Source organism: Bacteroides sp. (assembly GCF_019417265.1).
GTDB lineage: Bacteria > Bacteroidota > Bacteroidia > Bacteroidales > Bacteroidaceae > Phocaeicola.
On the sequence record NZ_DXVR01000004.1, the window covers coordinates 34,175 to 55,427 of the forward strand.

General features: G+C 36.2%; 14 protein-coding genes. 3 read left to right on the forward strand and 11 right to left on the reverse strand.

Features of this window, described 5'->3' with window-relative positions; all coding sequences use genetic code 11:
- The first annotated feature begins 32 nt into the window (after window positions 1-32).
- Window positions 33-1,205 carry an iron-containing alcohol dehydrogenase gene (locus QZ379_RS01445; protein ID WP_291557424.1) on the forward strand — a complete coding sequence of 391 codons (1,173 nt, stop codon included), beginning with the start codon at window positions 33-35 and terminating at the stop codon, window positions 1,203-1,205.
- Between the two features lie 84 nt (window positions 1,206-1,289).
- Window positions 1,290-2,822: a carbon-nitrogen hydrolase family protein gene (locus QZ379_RS01450; RefSeq protein ID WP_291557426.1), complete on the forward strand. Its 1,533-nt coding sequence runs from the start codon at window positions 1,290-1,292 to the stop codon at window positions 2,820-2,822.
- 60 nt (window positions 2,823-2,882) lie between these two features.
- Here the strand turns inward: QZ379_RS01450 and QZ379_RS01455 are convergent, their stop codons facing one another.
- From QZ379_RS01455 to QZ379_RS01500, 10 genes are all read right to left on the reverse strand, one after another.
- A complete protein-coding gene (locus QZ379_RS01455; RefSeq protein WP_291557428.1) occupies window positions 2,883-4,262 on the reverse strand; it encodes a sulfatase-like hydrolase/transferase in 1,380 nt (459 codons plus the stop codon).
- Between the two features lie 6 nt (window positions 4,263-4,268).
- A complete protein-coding gene (locus QZ379_RS01460; RefSeq protein ID WP_291557430.1) occupies window positions 4,269-5,432 on the reverse strand; it encodes a hypothetical protein in 1,164 nt (387 codons plus the stop codon).
- A gap of 22 nt (window positions 5,433-5,454) precedes the next feature.
- On the reverse strand, window positions 5,455-6,165 hold the full coding sequence (locus QZ379_RS01465; RefSeq protein WP_291557432.1) for an alpha/beta hydrolase: 711 nt from the start codon (window positions 6,163-6,165) through the stop codon (window positions 5,455-5,457).
- Window positions 6,166-6,337: 172 nt separating this feature from the next.
- Window positions 6,338-7,504 carry a BACON domain-containing protein gene (locus QZ379_RS01470; protein ID WP_291557434.1) on the reverse strand — a complete coding sequence of 389 codons (1,167 nt, stop codon included), beginning with the start codon at window positions 7,502-7,504 and terminating at the stop codon, window positions 6,338-6,340.
- A gap of 12 nt (window positions 7,505-7,516) precedes the next feature.
- Entirely contained in the window at window positions 7,517-9,094 is a 1,578-nt protein-coding gene (locus tag QZ379_RS01475) for a sulfatase (RefSeq protein ID WP_291557436.1), read from the reverse strand.
- Window positions 9,095-9,096: 2 nt separating this feature from the next.
- Complete coding sequence (locus QZ379_RS01480; protein WP_291557440.1) at window positions 9,097-10,203, reverse strand: hypothetical protein; 1,107 nt, start codon at window positions 10,201-10,203, stop codon at window positions 9,097-9,099.
- A gap of 14 nt (window positions 10,204-10,217) precedes the next feature.
- A complete protein-coding gene (locus QZ379_RS01485) occupies window positions 10,218-12,131 on the reverse strand; it encodes a sulfatase-like hydrolase/transferase (RefSeq protein WP_291557441.1) in 1,914 nt (637 codons plus the stop codon).
- 20 nt (window positions 12,132-12,151) lie between these two features.
- A complete protein-coding gene (locus tag QZ379_RS01490; RefSeq protein ID WP_291557443.1) occupies window positions 12,152-13,795 on the reverse strand; it encodes a RagB/SusD family nutrient uptake outer membrane protein in 1,644 nt (547 codons plus the stop codon).
- A gap of 11 nt (window positions 13,796-13,806) precedes the next feature.
- On the reverse strand, window positions 13,807-17,088 hold the full coding sequence (locus QZ379_RS01495) for a TonB-dependent receptor (RefSeq protein ID WP_291557445.1): 3,282 nt from the start codon (window positions 17,086-17,088) through the stop codon (window positions 13,807-13,809).
- A 146-nt stretch (window positions 17,089-17,234) separates the two neighbouring features.
- Complete coding sequence (locus tag QZ379_RS01500; protein WP_291557447.1) at window positions 17,235-18,701, reverse strand: sulfatase; 1,467 nt, start codon at window positions 18,699-18,701, stop codon at window positions 17,235-17,237.
- 396 nt (window positions 18,702-19,097) lie between these two features.
- On the opposite strand from QZ379_RS01500, the gene QZ379_RS01505 reads away from it, so the two are divergent.
- Window positions 19,098-19,961, forward strand: coding sequence for an AraC family transcriptional regulator (locus QZ379_RS01505; protein WP_291557449.1), 864 nt, complete (start codon window positions 19,098-19,100; stop codon window positions 19,959-19,961).
- 55 nt (window positions 19,962-20,016) lie between these two features.
- On the opposite strand, the gene QZ379_RS01510 is transcribed toward QZ379_RS01505, so the two are convergent.
- Complete coding sequence (locus QZ379_RS01510; protein ID WP_291557452.1) at window positions 20,017-21,249, reverse strand: hypothetical protein; 1,233 nt, start codon at window positions 21,247-21,249, stop codon at window positions 20,017-20,019.
- Window positions 21,250-21,253: the final 4 nt, after the last annotated feature.

The window sequence follows — 21,253 nt, forward strand, 5'->3', positions numbered from 1 at the left end:
TTGAAAATACGAACTTTAAAACTATAGACATTATGAATACAAATCCTGTTTTCAGTCTGAACATACCTACCAAGTTGATGTTCGGATGTGGCGAAATTAAGAATCTTGCCACAGAGCAACTACCCGGAAAGAAGGCCATGATTGTTATCTCTGCAGGTTCATCAATGCGCAAATACGGTTATTTGGACAAGGTGATTGAACTGCTTAAAGAAAACGATGTGGATTCAATAGTATATGACAAGATTCTTCCAAACCCTATAAAAGACCATGTCATGGAAGGTGCAGCCATCTGCCGTGAAATGAAATGCGACATGCTCGTCGGACTCGGAGGTGGCAGTTCTATCGACTCAGCCAAAGCCATAGCAGTAATGGCATGCAATGACGGTGACTATTGGGACTACATCCAGAGCGGCTCGGGCAAAGGACGTCCTGTTAAATGTGCACTGCCTGTTATAGCCATACCTACCACAGCCGGTACAGGTACAGAAGTAGATCCATGGACAGTTATAACAAACACTGAGAAAACTGAAAAGATAGGTTTCGGATGTCAATATACATTCCCAAGACTGTCAATCGTAGACCCGGAAATGATGCTTTCTGTTCCACCTCAACTGACAGCTTATCAGGGGTTTGACGCATTCTTCCATGCTTCGGAAGGCTTTATTGCAAATTGCGCAACACCTATCAGCGACCTTTATGCACTCGAAGCAGTCAGACTTCTTTATAAATACCTGCCGGTTGCAGTAAAAGACGGACGTAACCTGAAAGCCAGAGCAAAAGTGGCATGGGGAAGTACCCTTGCCGGATTGGTGGAAGCGACATCAAGATGTGTGTCACAACATGCGCTGGAACATGCCATGAGTGCAAAATACCCTGAACTTCCACACGGAGCAGGACTTATAGCACTGAGTGACGCTTACTTCGAAACTTTCAAGAATGACTGCATGAAACGCTACATGAAGATGGCGGAAGTAATGACTCAAAAGAAGAGCAACAGGCCAAGTGATTTCCTTGAAGCACTTGCATTGATGAAAAAAGAATGCGGTATGGACAACCTTAAACTAAGCGACTGGGGTATGAAGCCGGAAGATTTACCGGAAATGGTTACCAACGCAAGAGACATAGCAGGAGGATTCTACCGTTTCGATGTTCGCCCACTTACAGATGATGAAGTTTTAGAAATCTATAAAAAATCGTATAAATAAGAACTTTTACAATATCTCCAATATCAGCCACGGTATTGGAGATATTTTCATTTTTTAAAGAAAGATATATCATAACATAAAACAATGGACTCACTAAAAATCAACAAAGTACAAATCAGAAATTTACAAATCGAAGATTATGACCAGTTGGCACAATCATTCACACGTGTTTACAGCGATGGAAGCGATGTATTCTGGACACACAAGCAAATAGAAAAACTTATCAGAATTTTCCCTGAAGGACAGATAGTCACCGTAGTGGACGAAAAGATAGTGGGATGCGCACTATCTATAATAGTAAACTACGATGATGTAAAAAATGACCACACGTACGCACAAGTTACAGGCAAAGAAACTTTCAATACACATGACCCAAAAGGAAATATATTATATGGTATTGAGGTATTCATACATCCACAATACAGAGGACTGCGCTTGGCACGACGAATGTATGAATACCGCAAGGAATTGTGTGAGGAATTAAATCTGAAAGCTATTATGTTCGGTGGCAGAATTCCGAACTATCACAAATATGCCGACAAAATGCGGCCAAAGGAATACATAGACAAGGTTAGGCAAAAAGAAATTTATGACCCTGTTCTGACATTCCAGCTATCAAACGATTTCCACGTACGCAAGGTTATGCGTAATTATCTTCCGAACGATGAGGAATCAAGACACTATGCCTGCCTTCTTCAATGGGATAATATCTACTACCAGCCACCTACACAGGAATATATCAGTCCTAAGACTTCAGTACGAGTAGGCTTGGTACAGTGGCAGATGCGTTCGTATAACACATTGGACGATCTGTTTGAGCAAGTTGAATTCTTTGTAGATGCTGTATCAGACTATAAAAGTGACTTCATTCTGTTTCCTGAATATTTCAACGCACCTCTCATGGCACGTTTCAACAATGAAGCAGAATCAGAAGCTATCCGCGGACTGGCAGCATATACAGATGAAATACGGGAACGATTTATAAAACTGGCTATAAGTTATAACATAAACATAATAACAGGCAGTATGCCTCTTATAAAAGAAGATGGACGCCTGTACAACGTTGGCTTCCTTTGTCGCCGTGACGGTACAACCGAAATGTACGAAAAAATCCACGTTACCCCGGATGAAACAAAGAGTTGGGGACTTAGCGGAGGTCGTTCCATTAAGACATTTGAAACTGACTGTGCCAAAATAGGTGTACTGATATGTTACGATGTAGAATTTCCGGAACTGTCACGAATCATGGCCGATCAGGGTATGCAAATTCTCTTCGTTCCTTTCATGACCGATACACAAAATGCCTACAGCCGAGTTAAGGTTTGTGCCCATGCCAGAGCTATAGAAAACGAATGTTTCGTTGTGATAGCCGGAAGTGTAGGAAACTTGCCACGTGTACATAACATGGATATCCAATATGCCCAATCAGGAGTATTCACCCCTTGCGACTTCACATTCCCTACCGACGGTAAGCGTGCCGAAGCCACTCCAAATACAGAAATGATTCTTGTATCGGATGTTGACCTTGACCTACTGAACGAACTACACACATACGGTAGTGTAAGAAATCTGAAAGACAGACGAAATGACTTGTATGAGGTGAAGGTTAAGAAATAAAATTTAAAAGCCAATCCCCCCCTTTTCAAGGGATGATTGGCTTTATTCAAAGTAACAGATTTATCTATCATGACGATTCTTAGTATAAGGAATTTTACCCCATATTCTATAAAATTCAGTAAGCTTGATTTGTAACTTTAAATATTCCTCACCATCCAATTCCAAAGGAGATGTTTCCAAAGAATCAACCGCAATATTATAAAACTCCATAGGTTTCGTCGGTCTGTTCTGCAAAAGTTTGTACGACTTATATCGTATAGCACTCTGCGACTTTCCGCAAAAATCTTTTCCGTTTTCGTTTCTCACCCAGAAAATATATCTATCCTCAGTATCTTGTTCCTCCCCTTTCCAGCATGGTAGGACAGAAATTCCATCTATCTCATGTTCCAGCTTTATCCCAATGTAATCGCATAATGTAGGCATAAAGTCAGAAAGCATTATGAAATTATCAATTTCTTTTCCACCTTCAAACACATTAGGCATATTTACTGCACAAGGAACTCTCAAACCACCTTCATACATATCGCCTTTATATCCTCTTGTAGGTCCATTATTAGCCATCGAGGCCTTATATCCTCCATTATCGGATGTAAAAATGACAATCGTATTATCAAGCTGATTTGTTTCCTGAAGACACTTCATCACCTTACCTATATTATAATCAAGATGCTCTATCATTGCAACCAATTTTGCTCTTTTTTCAGGAATACCATTCTCTCTTTCTTTTACCGTATTCAAGAAATCAACAGGAGGCTGCAACGGGTCATGAGGAGCATTATATGCCAAATACAAGAAAAACGGATTATCCTCGGCAGACTGTTTCCTTATATAATCTATTCCCCAATCTGTAAAAATATCAGTAGCATGCCCTTCAGGATTAATAGTTTTTTCATTTAATCGCATATAATTTATATCATGCCTTAAATGAGTGTAATAATCATCCATCATATCTCCCAAGAAACCATGAAAAAAGTCAAATCCTTTTTCATTAGGTGTATTGGGCGTTTCATAGCCAAGGTGCCATTTTCCTATCAGTGCAGTGTTGTAGTCGTTATCTTTCAAAACCTGAGGTAACATAATGACTCCGGCCTGCAAATCCCACCAACATTGGTATGCCTTAGTTCGTATAACTCCCGGAACACCGACCATTGCAGGAAATTTACCGGTTAATAATCCGGCACGAGAAGGTGATGATACGGTAGAATTTGCATGACAATTGGTAAGACGCAAACCTGTATTGAAAATTCTGTCTATATTCGGAGTCCTTATATCTTTGGCATACTGGCACGAAAGATCGCCTAATCCAAGATCATCCGCAAGGATTAAAAGTATATTAGGCTTTGTCTCCTTAACCTTTGAAGACGCAGACAATACATTGGGAGAAAACGTCCCTACAGCCAAACAACTGCCAAACAATAAAGCGTTAAACCGATTCTGCATATACCCTTATTTTAAATAGTCCTTAATAACCTTACACGCTATGCTTTCAGAGCCGTCAGGACGATAAAGCCATAATCCTTTCATTTCATCAGCAGTTTTCATCGGATAAAATTTATCTTTATCTGCCGAAATCTTTGGCTCATTACAATATACTTCCCAATAGATTATATATGGGACTTCTTTTTCTATACACGCATCATATATGGCTCTCATTCGTTCATAAACATTAAAGCTTACCATATTCTCCTGAAAACCTATTTCGCCAATCATTACTGTTTGGTTGCCTGGGAAACGCCCTTTTTTAAGATGCATTTTTGCCAAATAGTCTATTCCCGCTTTTATCGTATTAGCTGAAGTCAGCCCATCATAACTGGACCAAGAGACCAAATCCACTTTCACATATGGAAGAACTGAATTTGCTACAGAAGGCAGGCTATTCATTGTAGAAATTACCTTATTTGCTTCAAGTGCTTGATAAACCTTGCATTTAGAATCTGTATTTTCATTTACAGCAGCGTCTATGGCTTCCTGTCGAGCATTTATCCATTTAATGAAATTTTCACACCTCAAGGCCTTTTTATCAGCAGGAACATTAGCCCAGGCATTGTCTTCCTTATCGTTACTTCTTAGAATCCAATCTCCCTCCCAGTTCTTGATTATAAATGTAATATCACGATCCTTGAATTTTACAAGAAGATAACGTGCCAAATCTCCAATTTCCTTTGAAGACTCAGTGAAATCCGCATCCGGCTTTGACAACTGCTGGTTATGGTCAGTAATATTGAAAACTATGGTTTTGAAATCCATTTTGAAAACTTCCTCAAAATACGGAGAAGATACTATTTCCACCCATGATTTATCTTTCGTTGCACTCCAATCCGAATTATAAGGAAACTGTTTTGACATATCCTTTGATAGAAAGAATTTAACAGTCTTAATGCCCAACGAATTGATCTTACGTGCACCTTCTATGATAAAAGGCTCTGTTGTCAAACAATATTTACCTCCCGTATGAGTAACTCCCAAACGTTCATTCATTTCAATGACATTCTCATCTACAGGTGTACCATCGTCTGTATTATCACTATCATTACCAGTCATATCATCCGTAACCTTTGTTGAACATGAAATAAAAGTCAACAAAGAAAGGAACATTATAAATTTTCTCATTTTCAACTATTCTTTTTTAATATTATTCACTGATAAATCCGTATCGTACAAGAAATTCATATGATAATTTCAAGGTTTTATCATAGTCATCTCCCTTATTGAAAAAGCCGTGTTTCCTATCCTCAAAAATATGCAAATCACAGACACCTCCTAAATCCTCACATTTCTTTTTATATTCTTCTGCAGATTTTACAGTTATATAAATGTCTTCATCACCTAAGAAATATATAGTAGGAACCGGATTTTTCACATTATGAGCAGGAGAGAAATCCGGGAAGTAGTCTTTTATCCTTTTATACCCATATCCTGTTTCTGAATTATCAACCACAGGATTAAACAGGACCAAAGCATTTGGTTTAGGAGAGATATTCAAGTCATCGTTCTCATCATTAAACTTATCCACGTAAGCCGTTGCAGCAGCCAAATGTCCTCCGGCTGAGCCTCCTGAAGCTACAATCATATCAGGATTAACATTAAAACGTTCAGAGTTTTTCCTGACATACCTTATAGCAGATTTAGCATCCTTAATACACTCTATCGGATGAACAGAATCTGTTTGCCACACTCTATAATCCGCAATAAAACATACCATACCCTTACTACACAGATATTCAGCTTGTGGTTCAAACTGGTTCAATCTCCTTGATTTCCATCCTCTGCCAAAGAAGAATACGATAGCCGATCTTTTATCACCTTCTTTTATATCAGATGGAGTATATACTTTTAATGTCAATTGACGAGTGTTTGTTGTTTTAAAAACTTCAGTTGTTATATTTCCGGCAATGATTTTACCGGAAATAAATAATATCAATACTAATAAAAATCTTGGACACATATTTATTTGAAAAAAATAAAGAGTTAAAGAGGTTCTTAATAAAACTGTCTTTAACTCTTTAAATATATTATTATTTATATTGAATTACAAAATCCTTAAAAAATATAGGATCACCTGCAGGTATTTCAAATTTTACAAAATCTGTTCCTGCAACATTTTCAAACTCAACTTCAAACTTTTTCATATCATCATTGAATTTAGCTTTAGGAGCAGTTGTAGTCGTCTTACCACCTACATCAATTATTACTGCATGTGAAGACTTAGTTTCATTTGCCGAGTTACACAGATTTACATTAATACTTATATCTGGAGTACCATTCATTGTGTAACCATAGAAAGAAACAATAATATTACTTGGTGCAACAATTGATGATAAAACTGGAGTAATAACCGAACCTGGAGTATCCAGTTTAGCAACAATAATAGATTGATGCGCTATACCAGCACACGTAACATGCCATCCGTCCAATCCAAATCCGGCGAGCTTTTCATCATTAAGGCCTCTATCATAACTACTAGGGTTAAATTCTGTTCCTTTGACAGGATAAGGTTTGTTTGGTATATTTGACGTAATAAATCCTTTCAACACGTAAAGATCATTAACTGAAAATGGACAAACCATATCCTCTATCCCATACAATCCCGTAATATTAAAATCAAGGCTTCCCATTTGTTGAGGTGTACCTGTTATCGGTATCCTTATTTCACCATCATTGACTATAGTAACTTCAAAATCAGAAACAGGTTCAAATCCACCTGATGCTACTCCTGTAGGTATGACATTCAAAACCAATTTCATTTCACTTTCAACACCTGAATATGGAATAACCAAATAGCCAGAAAAAGGTTCATCCTTTTTAGCATTCCCTTCCACAAATGGAGTTTTAAAATAATTTTTAACAGCAGGCACAGACAAAACAAAAGTCTGTTTTACAGTTTCATCTACTGAACTAAAAGACAAGCCCACAGTTCTTTTCTCTATAGACAGCCCCGGAGTAATGCTCATCTCAACAGACGAATTTCCTACACCTGAAGTTTGCTGCAATTTAGCCCATTCCTGATTGGACACGACATTCCACTCAACATTACTACCAACATTAATTTTTACTTTTCCAACTTCATATTCCACATTAACTACCTTGATATAAGAATCTGAGGTATCTTCTTTGGAACAAGAAGAGAAAAACATACATACAGTACTCAAAACTGTACATACAAGTAAACCGAATCTTTTCATCGTTTTAAATAATTAAGGTTCATACTTTTTCATTCTTTTCTCTGTAAGGCTGCGTCTTTCTTCAAGACTTAATCCGTCGTACTTCTTAACCATCTCATCAAGCTGTGTGTGAAGTTCCGATATTATATCTTTATACTCCGGATTATTATAAGCGTTTACCAACTCTTTCGGGTCTTTCTGCAAATCATATAATTCCCATACATCAATATCATAATAGAAATGTATAAGCTTATAGCGTTCTGTCCTGATACCATAATGCGGTTGTACTCTATGCCATTTTGGATATTCGAAATACTGGTAATACATGGCCTTGCGCCAGTCTTTTGCCGCATTGTCATGGTCGAGCAACAAGCCTTTGAAGCTTTCTCCCTGCATATCTTCAGGAACACTAAGACCTGTAAAATCGAGAAGAGTTGGAGCCATATCTATATTAAGAGTTATATCATTGATTCTTGTACCGGCTTTAATTTTAGCAGGATAAGAAATCAGACATGGCATTTGAAGTGATGTTTCGTACATCCATCTTTTGTCGTACAATCCATTTTCACCCAAATAAAAACCTTGGTCGCCCATATAGATTATTATCGTATTATCCAGAAGATTATTCTTCTTTAGATAAGAAATGACATTACCTACCTGATCGTCAACAGACTTGACACATCTGAAATAGTCCTTTATATATCTTTGGAATTTCCATTTTTTCAGTTCTGTCTCGCTCATATTAGGATCTGGTGTCCAGAATTGGTTTTCACCACTTCCTCCATACCAAAGCCATTTATCCTTAGCTTCTTGCGAAAGTCCTTCAGGCGCCTGCATTTTCAAATCGCCACGTGAAAGATGCTCGGAAATCTTGGCCATACTTTTACCCATGGTCTGTTCACGTGTAGAATAGTCATCATTGAATGTATCTGGATAAGGGAATTCCACATCGTCGTACAAATTAAGATAACAAGAATCGGGTTCCCACGATCTGTGTGGTGCTTTGAAATTGAGCATCATACAGAATGGCTTTGACTTATCCCTTTGTTTGTCAAGCCAGCGCAAAGCGGCATTGGCAGTCAGTGTGGTACAATACCCTTCTATAACTTCTTTCTTGCCGTTGGTATTGTAAATAGGATTCCAATAAAGTCCCTGCTGACCTTTATTATCATGAATCATGAAATAATCAAAGCCCTGAGGAGTGGAATACAAATGCCATTTACCGAATAAAGAAGTGGTATATCCATTCTCTTTTAGTATTTTTTGTACCTGTTGCTGATCTCCGTTGAATACCATACCACCTTCATTCTGATAGAAGCCATTTTCGGTACTGTACTTTCCGGTCAATATACATGCTCGGCTTGGACCAGAAATGGAGTTAGTACACATCATATTATTGAATATGGCACCATTCTGTGCTAAATAATCAATATTAGGCGTTGGAGCGATTGCAGCGTTTATTCCTCCATATGCACTGATAGCAGTTCTGGCATGGTCGTCTGAAAGAATAAACAGAATATTAGGCTTTTCCTGTTCTTTATTATCTGACCCTGAACAAGAAGCCATCAATGGGAGAACTCCCAATAATATCAAATTATCATTTATTTTCATAATCATCTTTTTAAATAGTCCTCCAATACTTTACATGCTATACTCTCTGAACCATCCGGACGGAAAAGCCAAAGTCCTTTCATTTCGTCAGTAGTTCTCATAGGGTAAGATTTAGACCTTGTACTCTGGTCTTTTGGTTCATTACAATAAACTTCCCAATAAATAATATACGGAACTTCCATTTCGAGACATTTGTCATAAATGGATTTCATTCTTTTAGCCACATCGAATGTTGCTACCTGTTCCTGAAATCCTATTTCGCCAATCATCACAGTCTGTTTTCCTGGGAAAGTTCCTCTCTTTTTATGCATTTCGGACAAATGCTTTATTCCGCGCTCCATATCTTCAGCAGACTTAAGACCGTCATAACTGGACCATGAAACCAAATCGACCTTTACAAACGGAAGTACAGAATTGGAAACCGATACTATACCGTCGATTCCTGCCATCACTTTATTTGCTTCAAGAGCATGATATACTTTACACTTTGAATTCTTTACACTTTCACGAGCTTTCTCTATAGCTTCCTGTCTTGAATTAATCCATTTTATAAAGTTATCACATCTAAGTTTCTTTATATCTTGAGGAACTTTAGCCCATTTGTCTTCTTTATTGGCAAGTCCCCTCAATATCCAGTCACCTTCCCAGTTCTTTATGATAAATGTAATATCTCTATCAGCAAACCTTTTTTTCAGATATATCACCAAATCACCAATCTCTTTTGAAGATTTCTTGAAGTTTGCATTTTTCTTCGCCAATTGCTTGTTATGGTCGGTAATATTGAAAACAAGTGTTTTGAAATCCATCTTGAAAACTTCATCAAAGTATTTGCTGCTTACAACATCCGTCCATGTTGGATTTTCAGGAAGATTCCATTCCGAATTATAAGGATAGAGTCTGTCCATATCCTTACTTAGGAAAAACTTAATGGTTTTAAATCCCATTGAATCTATTTTATGAGCTCCTTCGATTATAAAAGGTTCTTTGGTAAGGCAATATTTACCTCCGGTATGAGTTACGCCCAAAACTTCATTTATGTTCTTAGCATTTAATACCGATACCGCTGAAATAAATGCTGATAAGCCTAATATCAAAACTAATTTTTTCATTTTTATCTTAAATATCATTTGTTATAAACCGCTACTTTATTGTACTTAAAGTTATGTTCCTTCATTTTAGGAATTACTTTCATTTCAACCGTCATAGGTATATTGGCAGGGAAAACTGAAGTGGCAACCTTTACTCCTGAATACAGTTTAGAAGGGCCAAAAGTACGTTCCATCTTTTCTTCAACCATTAACCAATAATAGCGTTCATTACCTGATTCATCTTTTATCAAGATAGTGTTTTTATCTGATTCTACAACTTTCTCTGCTTTCTCAAAGTCCGATGTATCAGAAGCGTAAAGTACATACTTTACTGCAGACGGTATATTCTCGTTTATTGTGAACTTCAAGTTTTTACCTGTTCTTTCAACATTAGTCGAAAGCAATGGGAAATCATCTACAGTCCAGTCTGCCAAAGCCCTGAATCTTAATTGTTCTATAATCTCCGATATTTCAGAGGAAGGAGAAATGGCAAGATTATGTTGCTCATTAGGATCTGCCTCCAAATCATAAAGCTGATCTATAAACCCATGTGTATAAATGTATTTATAATTCTTCCATCTACACATCCTCATAGGTACCATCTTTTCTTTTGGAAACATTTTATACTGTTGGCCTGCTTCATAAAATTCAGAATATACATATCTGTCTTCTGCAGAATTATTTATCAATGAAACCCCATCAAAGGTAGATGGAATCTCTATATCTGATAATTCCAATATTGTTGGAAGCAAATCAAGCGTTGAAACCAAATTATCAGAGACCTGACCTTTAGAAAGTTCTTTAGGATAAGAGATTATCATAGGAACCCCTACAGCCGATTCAAACATACAATGTTTCTGCAAAAGACCGTGTTGGTACATATTTTCTCCATGGTCTGTGGTATATACGAATATCGTATTGTCATAGATTCCAAGTCGTTTGCAAGCCTCTATCACCTTACCGACCTGATCATCCATAGAACTTACACACGCATAATAGCCTGCCATTGTATTCTTTGCCATCATTTTGTTTCCATGTTTCTGAGGCAACCAGTTCATCAGGAAAGGAAAAGGACCGTCTTCGTTAAACTGATTCCATTCTTCGGGCAATGGCATGTCCTCCGGGTTATAAAGATCCATATATTTTCTGGTAGTAGTATATGGTTCATGAGGTTTTTCAAATCCTACATTTATGAAGAACGGTTTGTTTTCTCTTACACATTTCTCCATAAATTTGATAGACTCTTCAGCTACCAAATAGTCAAACATTTGGGAATCTTTTTCAACAAGAGTTTCAAGATATTTCACATTGTTATGATTATCTTTTACAGTAACTGAAGGATCTACTTCAGAGTATTTTACTCCATCTATCTCACTATATGTTTTCTTCTTGTAAGGATCCATTTCCCTATATCGCCTGTTCCAATCTCCATTTGCACGATCAGCATAATGAGCTCCGGGATATTCTGTGTAAAAACGAAGATCTACATAATCGTACCCCAAGTCATTTACATCCTTAAGCTCCCCATGAACATGCATCTTACCTATTGCCGCAGTAGAGTATCCGGCTTTTCTAAACAATTCTGCAAAACATGGTAAATCAGGAAGTATTCCGGGAAAACGAGATTCCCCGGAACCTTTACCATTATATTTATGTCTTAAAGCAGTATGATGAGAAGGATAACAGCCGGTAGTTAAAGAGGCTCTGGCAGGAGCACTTAGAGGCGCAGGAGTATATGCATTAGTATAAAGAATACCATTGGCAGCAAGAGAGTCTATATTGGGAGTAACAGAACCACCGGTTACAGTTCTTACTTCACTTCCCAAACATCCAACAGCCATTTTCTGATGCTGGTCACTCATAATAAAAACAATATTGGGGCGCTCCTGCGCCAACATAGCTACCGGTAACATTACCGGTAAAGATGCCCAAAATAATCTAATATCCATATACTAATAAAAAGTTATAACTATTTTACATTTCCTGTATTAGCAGCCACCTCGTCTTGTGAGATAGGCCAATAATAATTATCCAAGGTTCTTACCTTTGCACCATTACCTTTTGCAACTACTTTTTTACATTCGCTAATATATTTACCCATCCTCAGCAAAGTGAAATATCTGTCACCTTCACCGGCAAACTCCTGTAACCTTTCTCTTAATATCAGGTTTCTGAATTTTTCCATCGGAGTTTCACCTTCAAAACCATCAAGATAAGTATCATTAATTTCAGGTATACCTGCTAATCTTTGTCTTGCAGCGTTTATATCTGCATATCCATTGGCTGGGTTTTGAGCAAGTTCTGCTTTACATTCTGAAAGCATTAAATATAAATCTACAGAACGCAAAATAGGTAAATCACACGATGATGATGCCTCGCTTGATGTTGCAGGATCATTCCATTTTTTCAAACTTAATTTATTTTTTCCACCACCCTTTCCTTGAGTATTGGTACCTGTTATAAAATAGAATCCTTTTCCTGCTGTATTCCATCTCCAATCTTCTGGCTTTGTTCCATCTCTATATTCTACATTCAAAACAAAACCATTATTCCATCTATAATTATTATCCGTATCAAGCGTACGTAGATTAACAAACTCTAACACAAACCTATTAACTCCTCCCTGAGAGCTTCTTGACCCACCAAGTACACATTGGCGTGGCAAGAACAAAAACGGCAATCTGTTTCCATATCCTGTTTCATTAGAATACTGTATAGCAAATATATATTCTTTTGGATTTTTATTAGTTGTAACGTTCCATAAATCAGCCCAATCCTCTTCCATTGCAAAGTCTTTATGGCTAATCCCCCTTTCGCAAGCTTCCTTACAAAGTGTATAATATTCATCATAATTGCTATACCCGGAAAAATCTTTATGTATTCCAGGGAAGTCTCCATCTTTAAAATTTGGGTCATTAGCTATTCGTCCCACAGTGGCCATATACAAGTAAACTTTTGCCAACAATGTTGTTGCAGCCAAAGATGTCACCCTTCCAACTTCATTTACGAAGCCCTCTCTTTTCTCTTCGCGATTCCAACAATTAGCCTCAGCATACACCAAATCCGAAACTATCTGTTCAAGTATGGATTGTTTTGATGCAAGTTCCAATTTTTCATCCTTATCAAAATCAAGAACAGGCTGTAACCTTAAAGGAACTTCCCCAAAACATTGTACTAAATTAAAGTAATTTAGGGCTCTTATAAATTTGGCCTCACCTATCACCCTTGATTTTAAAACCGGATTTACATCTTCTGCTTTTTCAGAATAATATATTACTGAATTAGCTCTGGCAATACCTTTATAAATTTGTGCCCATATATTCTTAAGAATAAGATGTTCTCCTGTTAGTTCTCCTCGTGTAAATTGTTGAACAGAGTTCTGTCCGGTATTCCCCTCTCCATAATCTGCAGAACAAAATATAGCAGAAGTAAATTGATTGCCATAATACTGTTCATGTGAAAGCACATTATAACAAGAATTCACACTCATTATTAGATCATCATTCGACTTATAAAAATCATCCTTTTGTGTAAAGTCTATCGGTCTTTCGTCAAGTGAACATGAAACCAAAGACATAGACATAAACAAGAAATACAATATATTTTTTCTCATGGTGTTATCAATTAAAAGTTAATCTGTACTGAACCTGTTATTGTTCTCTGTGCCGGATAAGCTCCCAAATCAATAGATCTCATCATAGGGCTTAAAGAAGATGATATTTCAGGGTCATATCCAGGATATTTTGTAAAGGTAAACAAATTAGTACCACTTACAGAAAGCCTTAATGAAGAAATCTTAGGTATATTATTAAATGTATATCCAACTGTTACACTCTGAATTTTTAGGAAAGAAGCATCATGCAACATGGCATCATTCATCACATCATTTCTATATCTTGCTATTTTGGTAACATCCCCCTGATAGACAACAGTACTTTCTTTATCCCAATTCATTGCTCTTGGATAAGATGCAGATGAAGTATTTCCAGTTGAGCCGAATACATGACTATTACCGTTTGCATCAACTACAGTATACTGTATAGGAGCTTTCCAACTATTCTCAAAAGCAGGAGCATACATATTATATGGTCTCCACATATTTGTAAGAATACCATAGTCTGCCCAATATATATCTCCTCCTACTTGTCCTGTGAAAAGAATATTGAAGTCAAATCCCTTGTATCTGAAATCAGTACCGAATGCATAAACAAAATCCGGATTCGGATCACCGATAACTGTATAATCCTCTTCATTTATAACTTGCTTTTCTGAAGGGACTAAATTACCACTTGCATCTTCTACATAATCAACATGGAGATTCTCAAATATATATTCCCCAGGAGTTGCGTTTCTTTGTGCAACACCGTCAGGGGAGTTTCTTATCTGATCCCATGACTCAAAGATTCCTTTCTGGCGAAGTCCATAAAACACACCTAATGGCTGACCTACCATAAATCTATTTGCAATAACACCTCCTATGGTATTTCCTTGAATGTAATCCCTGTTACCTAAAGATAGCAGTTTGTTCCTATTTACACCTCCATTAGCAAAAACGGACCATTCAAGTTTCTTTTTTGAGAAAATCTTATAATTGACATCAAATTCAATACCTTTATTTTCTACCTCACCAAGATTCATAAGTCTTGTTCCAAAACCGGTAGAAGGAGCAATCTTTACCTGCTGTAACAAATCTCGAGTAAGTTTATAATAGGCATCAACAGTAAGCATGAGTCTATTGTTGAAAAATCCTAAATCAAGCCCCACATTATATTGATCAGTTTTTTCCCAACTCAATTCCGGATTACCCAAATTTGCTTCGTATGCACCGGAATCCAAAACCCCATCAAAAGGATACTTACTATACTCCATTTTTGACAGCGACTGATATGCCACATTTGGATAATTTCCTGTAACACCATAGGAAGCACGCAGTTTCAAATTACTAATATAATCTACATTTTTCATAAAAGGTTCTTCAGAGATTCTCCACGATGCAGCCAAAGAAGGGAAGAAATCATATTTACTATCGTATGATCCTCTACTTGAGCCATCCACTCTAAATGTGGCTGTCAACAAATATCTATTTCTATAATTGTAATTCGCACGGAAAATATATGAAAGCAGCTGTGAACTCCAGTATGAGTCTTCAGGAGAATAAATTTCTTTCGCACTAGATACATTATTAAATTTCAAAGCATCATTAGGAAAGCCTGAATATTTTTGATAAAAACTCTTAAAATCAACATCTTCATAACTTACAGCACCCATTACTGAGAAATTATGAAACTTGCCAAATTTAGTTGTATAATTCAACCTACCTTCCAACATATATTTGGAATTTAAATTGGAAGCCAAAGAAGCTATTCCTTCAGACGCTTCCCCTCTTTTAGAGACTATCGGGAAATACTGCGATCTCTCATTTGTAATTCTTGAATATGCCATTGTTCCTGTAGCTATAAGACCCTTAATTATCTGATATTCAAGTTTATTTACATTCCTAAGAGTAAAATTCCCTTTCTCATCATCAATCAAAGTAGCAAGAAGGTATGGGTTATTAAACTGATTACCATCATTAAGTTCTGACAAATCATCTTCTTCTGGTTCATCAGTCAATTCATATACAGGCTGACACCATAAAGCATTTGTTACAACGCCTCTATTAGCAAATACATCACCGGTTGATGTCAATCCACCTTGCGTATCGGATTTAGATAAATTCACACTGCTTGACAGTTTAAGATTTTTAGCGACTTTATGATCAATGGTAGATGACAATGTAAACCTTCTAAAATTCGTCTCAATAATCGAACCATTTGAGACAGAGATACCTCCTGATACTGAGAACTTAGTTTTATCATTTCCTCCGGAAATTTTTAAAGAATGGTTGGTATTGAAAGCCGGTCTATAAACCGCATCTTGCCAATCCGTACCTGTTCCGGCAAGTCCAGAGGGAAGAGGCTTGTTTATCCCATCATATGGAAGACTTACAGGTTCAAGTTTATCAGCCGCTAAATATCCTAACCTTACAGCCTCAGACTGGATATAATATCTGTTCAATTCTTTTTGATTCATATATTCAGCATAACCTTGTTCATCAAGCAAATCTATTTTTTTTGAAACGACAGACACACCTACGCCACCATTATATGAAACTTGAGTTTTTCCAGATTTACCGGATTTTGTCTGTATCAGGACAACGCCATTAGCACCTCTGGCACCATATATTGCAGTGGCAGAAGCATCTTTTAAGACTTCAATACTTTCAATATCGTTTGGATTGATAAAATTTAATGATGATTGAGACGGTGAGGTATTTCCTGTACCTTTAGCATCTACAGATGGTTCAATAGGAAATCCGTCAACAACATACAATGGCTCTGTTCCTCCAAGCATTGAATTAGTACCTCTTATCTGGATGCTCAAACCCTCACCAGGAGCATTTCCACCGGTTACCTTTACACCAGCAATACGTCCCTTCAAAGCCTCTTCCGGACTGTTCATAAATTGGTCTTCAAACTGCTTTGACTTAATACCTTGTGACGCACCACTCAAATCGCTTTTCTTCATTGTTCCATAACCAACAACTACTACTTCTTCAAGCAATTCCGCGTCTGTTTCTAAGACAATCTCATAAAAATCTTTCTTAGAGACATTCAAATTCAATGTTTTAAAACCAACATAAGAAACCTTAAGTTTAGATTCCAGCGAAACATTTAAAACGAACTTACCATCAAAATCTGTAATTGTTCCATTTTTTGTACCTCTTTCTACAATATTAACACCAATCAAGGGTTCTCCTGAAGAATCTGTAACGATTCCCTTAATGACCTTAGTCTGAGCAAACAAAGATAGAGGAACCACTAAGGCACAAAACACAAATAATTTAATCAGAAATCCACTTTTCATAATTTATTAGATTTTACAAAAACATTAATATATTATTATCAATTATTTCCATATTTTAGATATTACAAAAATACAAAATGACTAAAATCAGATATTGACCAATATTGCACATATAATATACTATATTGCATAATGCAAATAGTTTTTTAATGTTTAGCTTTATTCTTATATTTAGCTTCCCATTTTGGTGCTTGTACTCTTAGCCAAAAATCTCTATCTGAGGTATATCCTGTTTCTTTCATCAATTTTTTAAGTTCTTTCCTCAAGTCCTTCTGTACGGAATTATATTCAGGATTATTAATCAAGTTTACCATTTCACCCGGGTCTTTCTCAAGATCATACAGTTCATCTATATCATCATCCAAGAAACAATCAACCAATTTGTACTTTTCTGTACGGACTGCCACCTGAGTAGGACCGGCATAAGGATAAGCGTCGTCAACATAATATTCAAACAAGAAAGAATCTCTCCAATCAACACTCTGTCCTTGCAACAAAGGCAGCATTGATTTACCCTGAACGTAGTCCGGAACTTTAACACCGGCAATATCCATCATTGTTGGTGCTATATCAATGTTCAGACACATCTGTTTAATATGTTTGCCGGCTCCTAATTTATTAGGCAAACGCATTATCAATGGTATTCTCATACATTCATCATACGAGATTCTTTTATCCCAAAATCCATGTTCACCCATAAAATATCCATTATCACTTGAAAAAATCACTATTGTATTTTCCAATTCGCCAATCTTCTCCAATGTGTTTAGAACAGAACCTATAGATTCATCTACAGCTAATAATGTCTCAAGAATTTTCTTAGGTGTTGCATAATCCGGATTCCATTCAGGATCATTTTCACCTATTTTATAGAAAGTCTTTTTATATTTCTGCCACCCAGGTTTTCCTTCGAAACGTTCCACACCATTTCCATTAGGAGGAAGTGGTAACGATTCCTGCTGATAACATCCTAAATGTCTTGGAGCTGCTACATATGGTTCATGAACAGCTTTATGCCACAGACACAGGGAGAACGGTTTATTCTTGTCCCTCTTCTTTGTCAACCAATCATTTGCATAATCTGTTAAAACATCAGTGATATAGCCTTCCTTATAAAATTCCTTTCCATTCTCATTAAAAGTATTTTTAAAGTAATCACCCTGATGTCTGAATCCAAGCCAATAATCAAAACCGGGACGCACCTGCTCCTCATCCCACAATGCAGCTTGGTGCATTTTTCCTATAAATGCTGTTTCATAACCGGCATCTTGCAAATAAGATGAGTATGGAGGATATTTTTCCCAATTAGCATCAACTCTTGCGTCATTTTGCGTAACACCATGCTTGTGAGGATACATACCTGTCAACATACATGCTCTTGAAGGAGAGCTTAAAGCCATAGTACAAAAGAAATTATCAAAAGTAACCCCTTCCGATTGCAACCTGCTTATATAAGGAGTTTTCAAAAATGGATAACGATTCGTAGATTCTATCGCATCGTAAGCCAAATCATCCAACAAAACATAAACGATATTATGTTTTTCATTTGGCTGAGACATTCCGGCTACACAAAAACCGGCAAAAGGCAACGTTAAAAATAACTTATTAAACATAATTATATAGATTTTAAATGTTTTATATTGCTTAATATTGCAAGAAACAAAATCAACAGTTGCATCAAAATAAATTTCAGTACTAAATTGAACATATCTATTCAGAATATGAACTTTGATAGCCCCATCCAAATACAAACATCAACACAAGTTTTAAAAAAAACTTTTAATCATATCATATTCAACACAAATATATTTTATTATATAACAACATGATAACAATAAATGTAATTCACAATATTATCTTATAAATACTTTATATTTCTATTTGCAAATTTATGGCAAATCAAATCAAGAATAAGGCATTTTACTGCAAAAGCATGATATTATTTTGCTCACCTATTGTTTTTTTGGTTATTTTATACTACTATTGCAATATGATTTAAAACAAGCACCATGAAACAGATAATACGTGAAATTACACCAATAAACAATGATGATTTTTTCATTTTATTAAATCATCCGAATGCTTCATTTGATTTTCCTACTCATTATCACTATGAATACGAAATAAATCTTGTTATGGATTTTACAGGTAAAAGGATTGTAGGTGATTCAGTAGAAAACATATCTGGTACGGATTTAGTCTTAATAGGTCCGAATACCTTTCATTCATGGGAAAGTACACCTGATTATCATACTCATGTGATAACTATTCAATTCTGCCGTGAACTGTTTGGTAATTCTTTTTTGAACAAGAACTTATTCAGGCCAATAAAAGAGTTACTTACATTATCAGACAAAGGAATAGTTTTCTCAGATGAAGATAAGAAAATAGTTGTTCCAATGCTTATGTCACTTGCTGAAAAAAAAGGATTTGACACAGTATTGGATTTTATGAACATATTATACATACTTTCAAGGTCGGTAAATAAAAGATTATTGTGCAGTCCGAATTTTACACAAAACCATTATGAAATCAAGAGCAGGAGAATAAAAATTGTACACCAATATATTCAAAAGAACTATAGTAAAAAAATCACAATTGCAGAAGTTGCTAAATTAATAAACATGACAGAATCAGGGTTTTGCCATTTCTTTAAGAAAAGAACCCAAAAAAGTTTCATTGATTTTCTAAACGATTTAAGAGTTGGAGAGGCTGCCAGAATGTTGCTTGAAACGACTAATACGATTTCAGAAATTTCTTATGACTGCGGTTTCAATAATATCTCAAACTTCAACAGAATTTTCAAAAAAAGGAAAGGAGTAACTCCAAGTGAATTTAGAGATGACAATATAAACAAACTTACTATTTATTAACGAAAAGAAGGAGGCTTTCGCCTCCTTCGAATACCTGAAAACTTATACTTACCTTTTAATTTAAAGAATTGAAACCAACAGCAGCCTCAACAAATTCATCATGTGACGGCATTTTTCCATTCTTTTCGTAATATTCTTTTACCCATGTTCTTGACTCTTTATAAAAATTCTGGTGGGTATAATAAAGAGGTGTCTTTTTGTTATACTTATCTATAAGCCAAAACCCCCTGTTTGAGCCGTCTTCTGTCAATTCATTATTATACATTTCCCAGAACAAGACAAACGGGCATCCCCATTTTAACGCCGTCTTCATTACCCACTTGGCTCTTTCATCGATAACTTCCTGAAGATAAGCAGCTTCGTTCCATCCGTACTCACCTATAAAAAGCCTCTTACCTTTTATTGTTTCTTTTGCAGGAATCTTTGATTCAATATAGTCAAGATGTTTTGTCAAAACAGAATCCATTTCTTCTTCCGTTGAAGGAGGATTTGTTGCCGAATACGATGAAAACGATACATAGTCCGTATTTGTATATGGCAGAACACTGTTTGTAACACAAACCTCACCCCTTACTGCAAGATCGGAAAGATTAAGCTCAAGATAGTGATACAATTGTATATCATTGTGAGGAGTATCTCTCTTTGCATCATCTATAGCTTTCTGCCTTGTATTAATCCATCTTATCATTCCTTCTATTGTTTTGGGATTAGCAGGCTTTTTCCTATTATAATCCCAACGCAAATGCCAGTCTCCTTCCCAATTTCCCAAGAAAAAGACTTTACCGGTTCCAGAATATGTCTTCAAAAGGTAGGATGCCAAATCATATATTTCCTTGTATGATTTTTCTGCATATTCATCTGATAAACCATCTATAAACTTTATCTGGTATTCATCCTTTTTCTGTCCTTCAGGTTCCTGTGTATATTGTGAAAATTCGTATGACCATATCTGATAATACTTGAAATCCATATCAAGCACCTCTTTTACTGATTTTTCTTGTGCCAAGTCTTTCAGACATTTTATATTCTCATCATATGGTATATCATAATTCTCCCAATAATATCTGGGACTTAAACTAAACTTCAATAAGTTAGACCCCATACCACGTATGGCTTTTGCAGTTTCAACCAGATTTGTTTCATCGGTAAACTTGTATTTCGCTCCTACGGTCTGTGTACCAATTACATAATTAAAGCCATCCAATTCTTTTTCATTAATCTCACTCGAGCAAGACAGCAGAAACAATGCAGACATAAACGCTATATATTTCATTGATTTCTTCATCATAATA

Coding starts and splice junctions, on each gene's coding strand:
- QZ379_RS01445 (WP_291557424.1), top strand. CDS start 33: ATGAATACAAATCCTGTTTTCAGTCTGAACATACCTACCAAGTTGATG.
- QZ379_RS01450 (WP_291557426.1), top strand. CDS start 1,290: ATGGACTCACTAAAAATCAACAAAGTACAAATCAGAAATTTACAAATC.
- QZ379_RS01455 (WP_291557428.1), bottom strand. CDS start 4,262: ATGCAGAATCGGTTTAACGCTTTATTGTTTGGCAGTTGTTTGGCTGTA.
- QZ379_RS01460 (WP_291557430.1), bottom strand. CDS start 5,432: ATGAGAAAATTTATAATGTTCCTTTCTTTGTTGACTTTTATTTCATGT.
- QZ379_RS01470 (WP_291557434.1), bottom strand. CDS start 7,504: ATGAAAAGATTCGGTTTACTTGTATGTACAGTTTTGAGTACTGTATGT.
- QZ379_RS01475 (WP_291557436.1), bottom strand. CDS start 9,094: ATGAAAATAAATGATAATTTGATATTATTGGGAGTTCTCCCATTGATG.
- QZ379_RS01480 (WP_291557440.1), bottom strand. CDS start 10,203: ATGAAAAAATTAGTTTTGATATTAGGCTTATCAGCATTTATTTCAGCG.
- QZ379_RS01485 (WP_291557441.1), bottom strand. CDS start 12,131: ATGGATATTAGATTATTTTGGGCATCTTTACCGGTAATGTTACCGGTA.
- QZ379_RS01490 (WP_291557443.1), bottom strand. CDS start 13,795: ATGAGAAAAAATATATTGTATTTCTTGTTTATGTCTATGTCTTTGGTT.
- QZ379_RS01495 (WP_291557445.1), bottom strand. CDS start 17,088: ATGAAAAGTGGATTTCTGATTAAATTATTTGTGTTTTGTGCCTTAGTG.
- QZ379_RS01500 (WP_291557447.1), bottom strand. CDS start 18,701: ATGTTTAATAAGTTATTTTTAACGTTGCCTTTTGCCGGTTTTTGTGTA.
- QZ379_RS01505 (WP_291557449.1), top strand. CDS start 19,098: ATGAAACAGATAATACGTGAAATTACACCAATAAACAATGATGATTTT.
- QZ379_RS01510 (WP_291557452.1), bottom strand. CDS start 21,249: ATGATGAAGAAATCAATGAAATATATAGCGTTTATGTCTGCATTGTTT.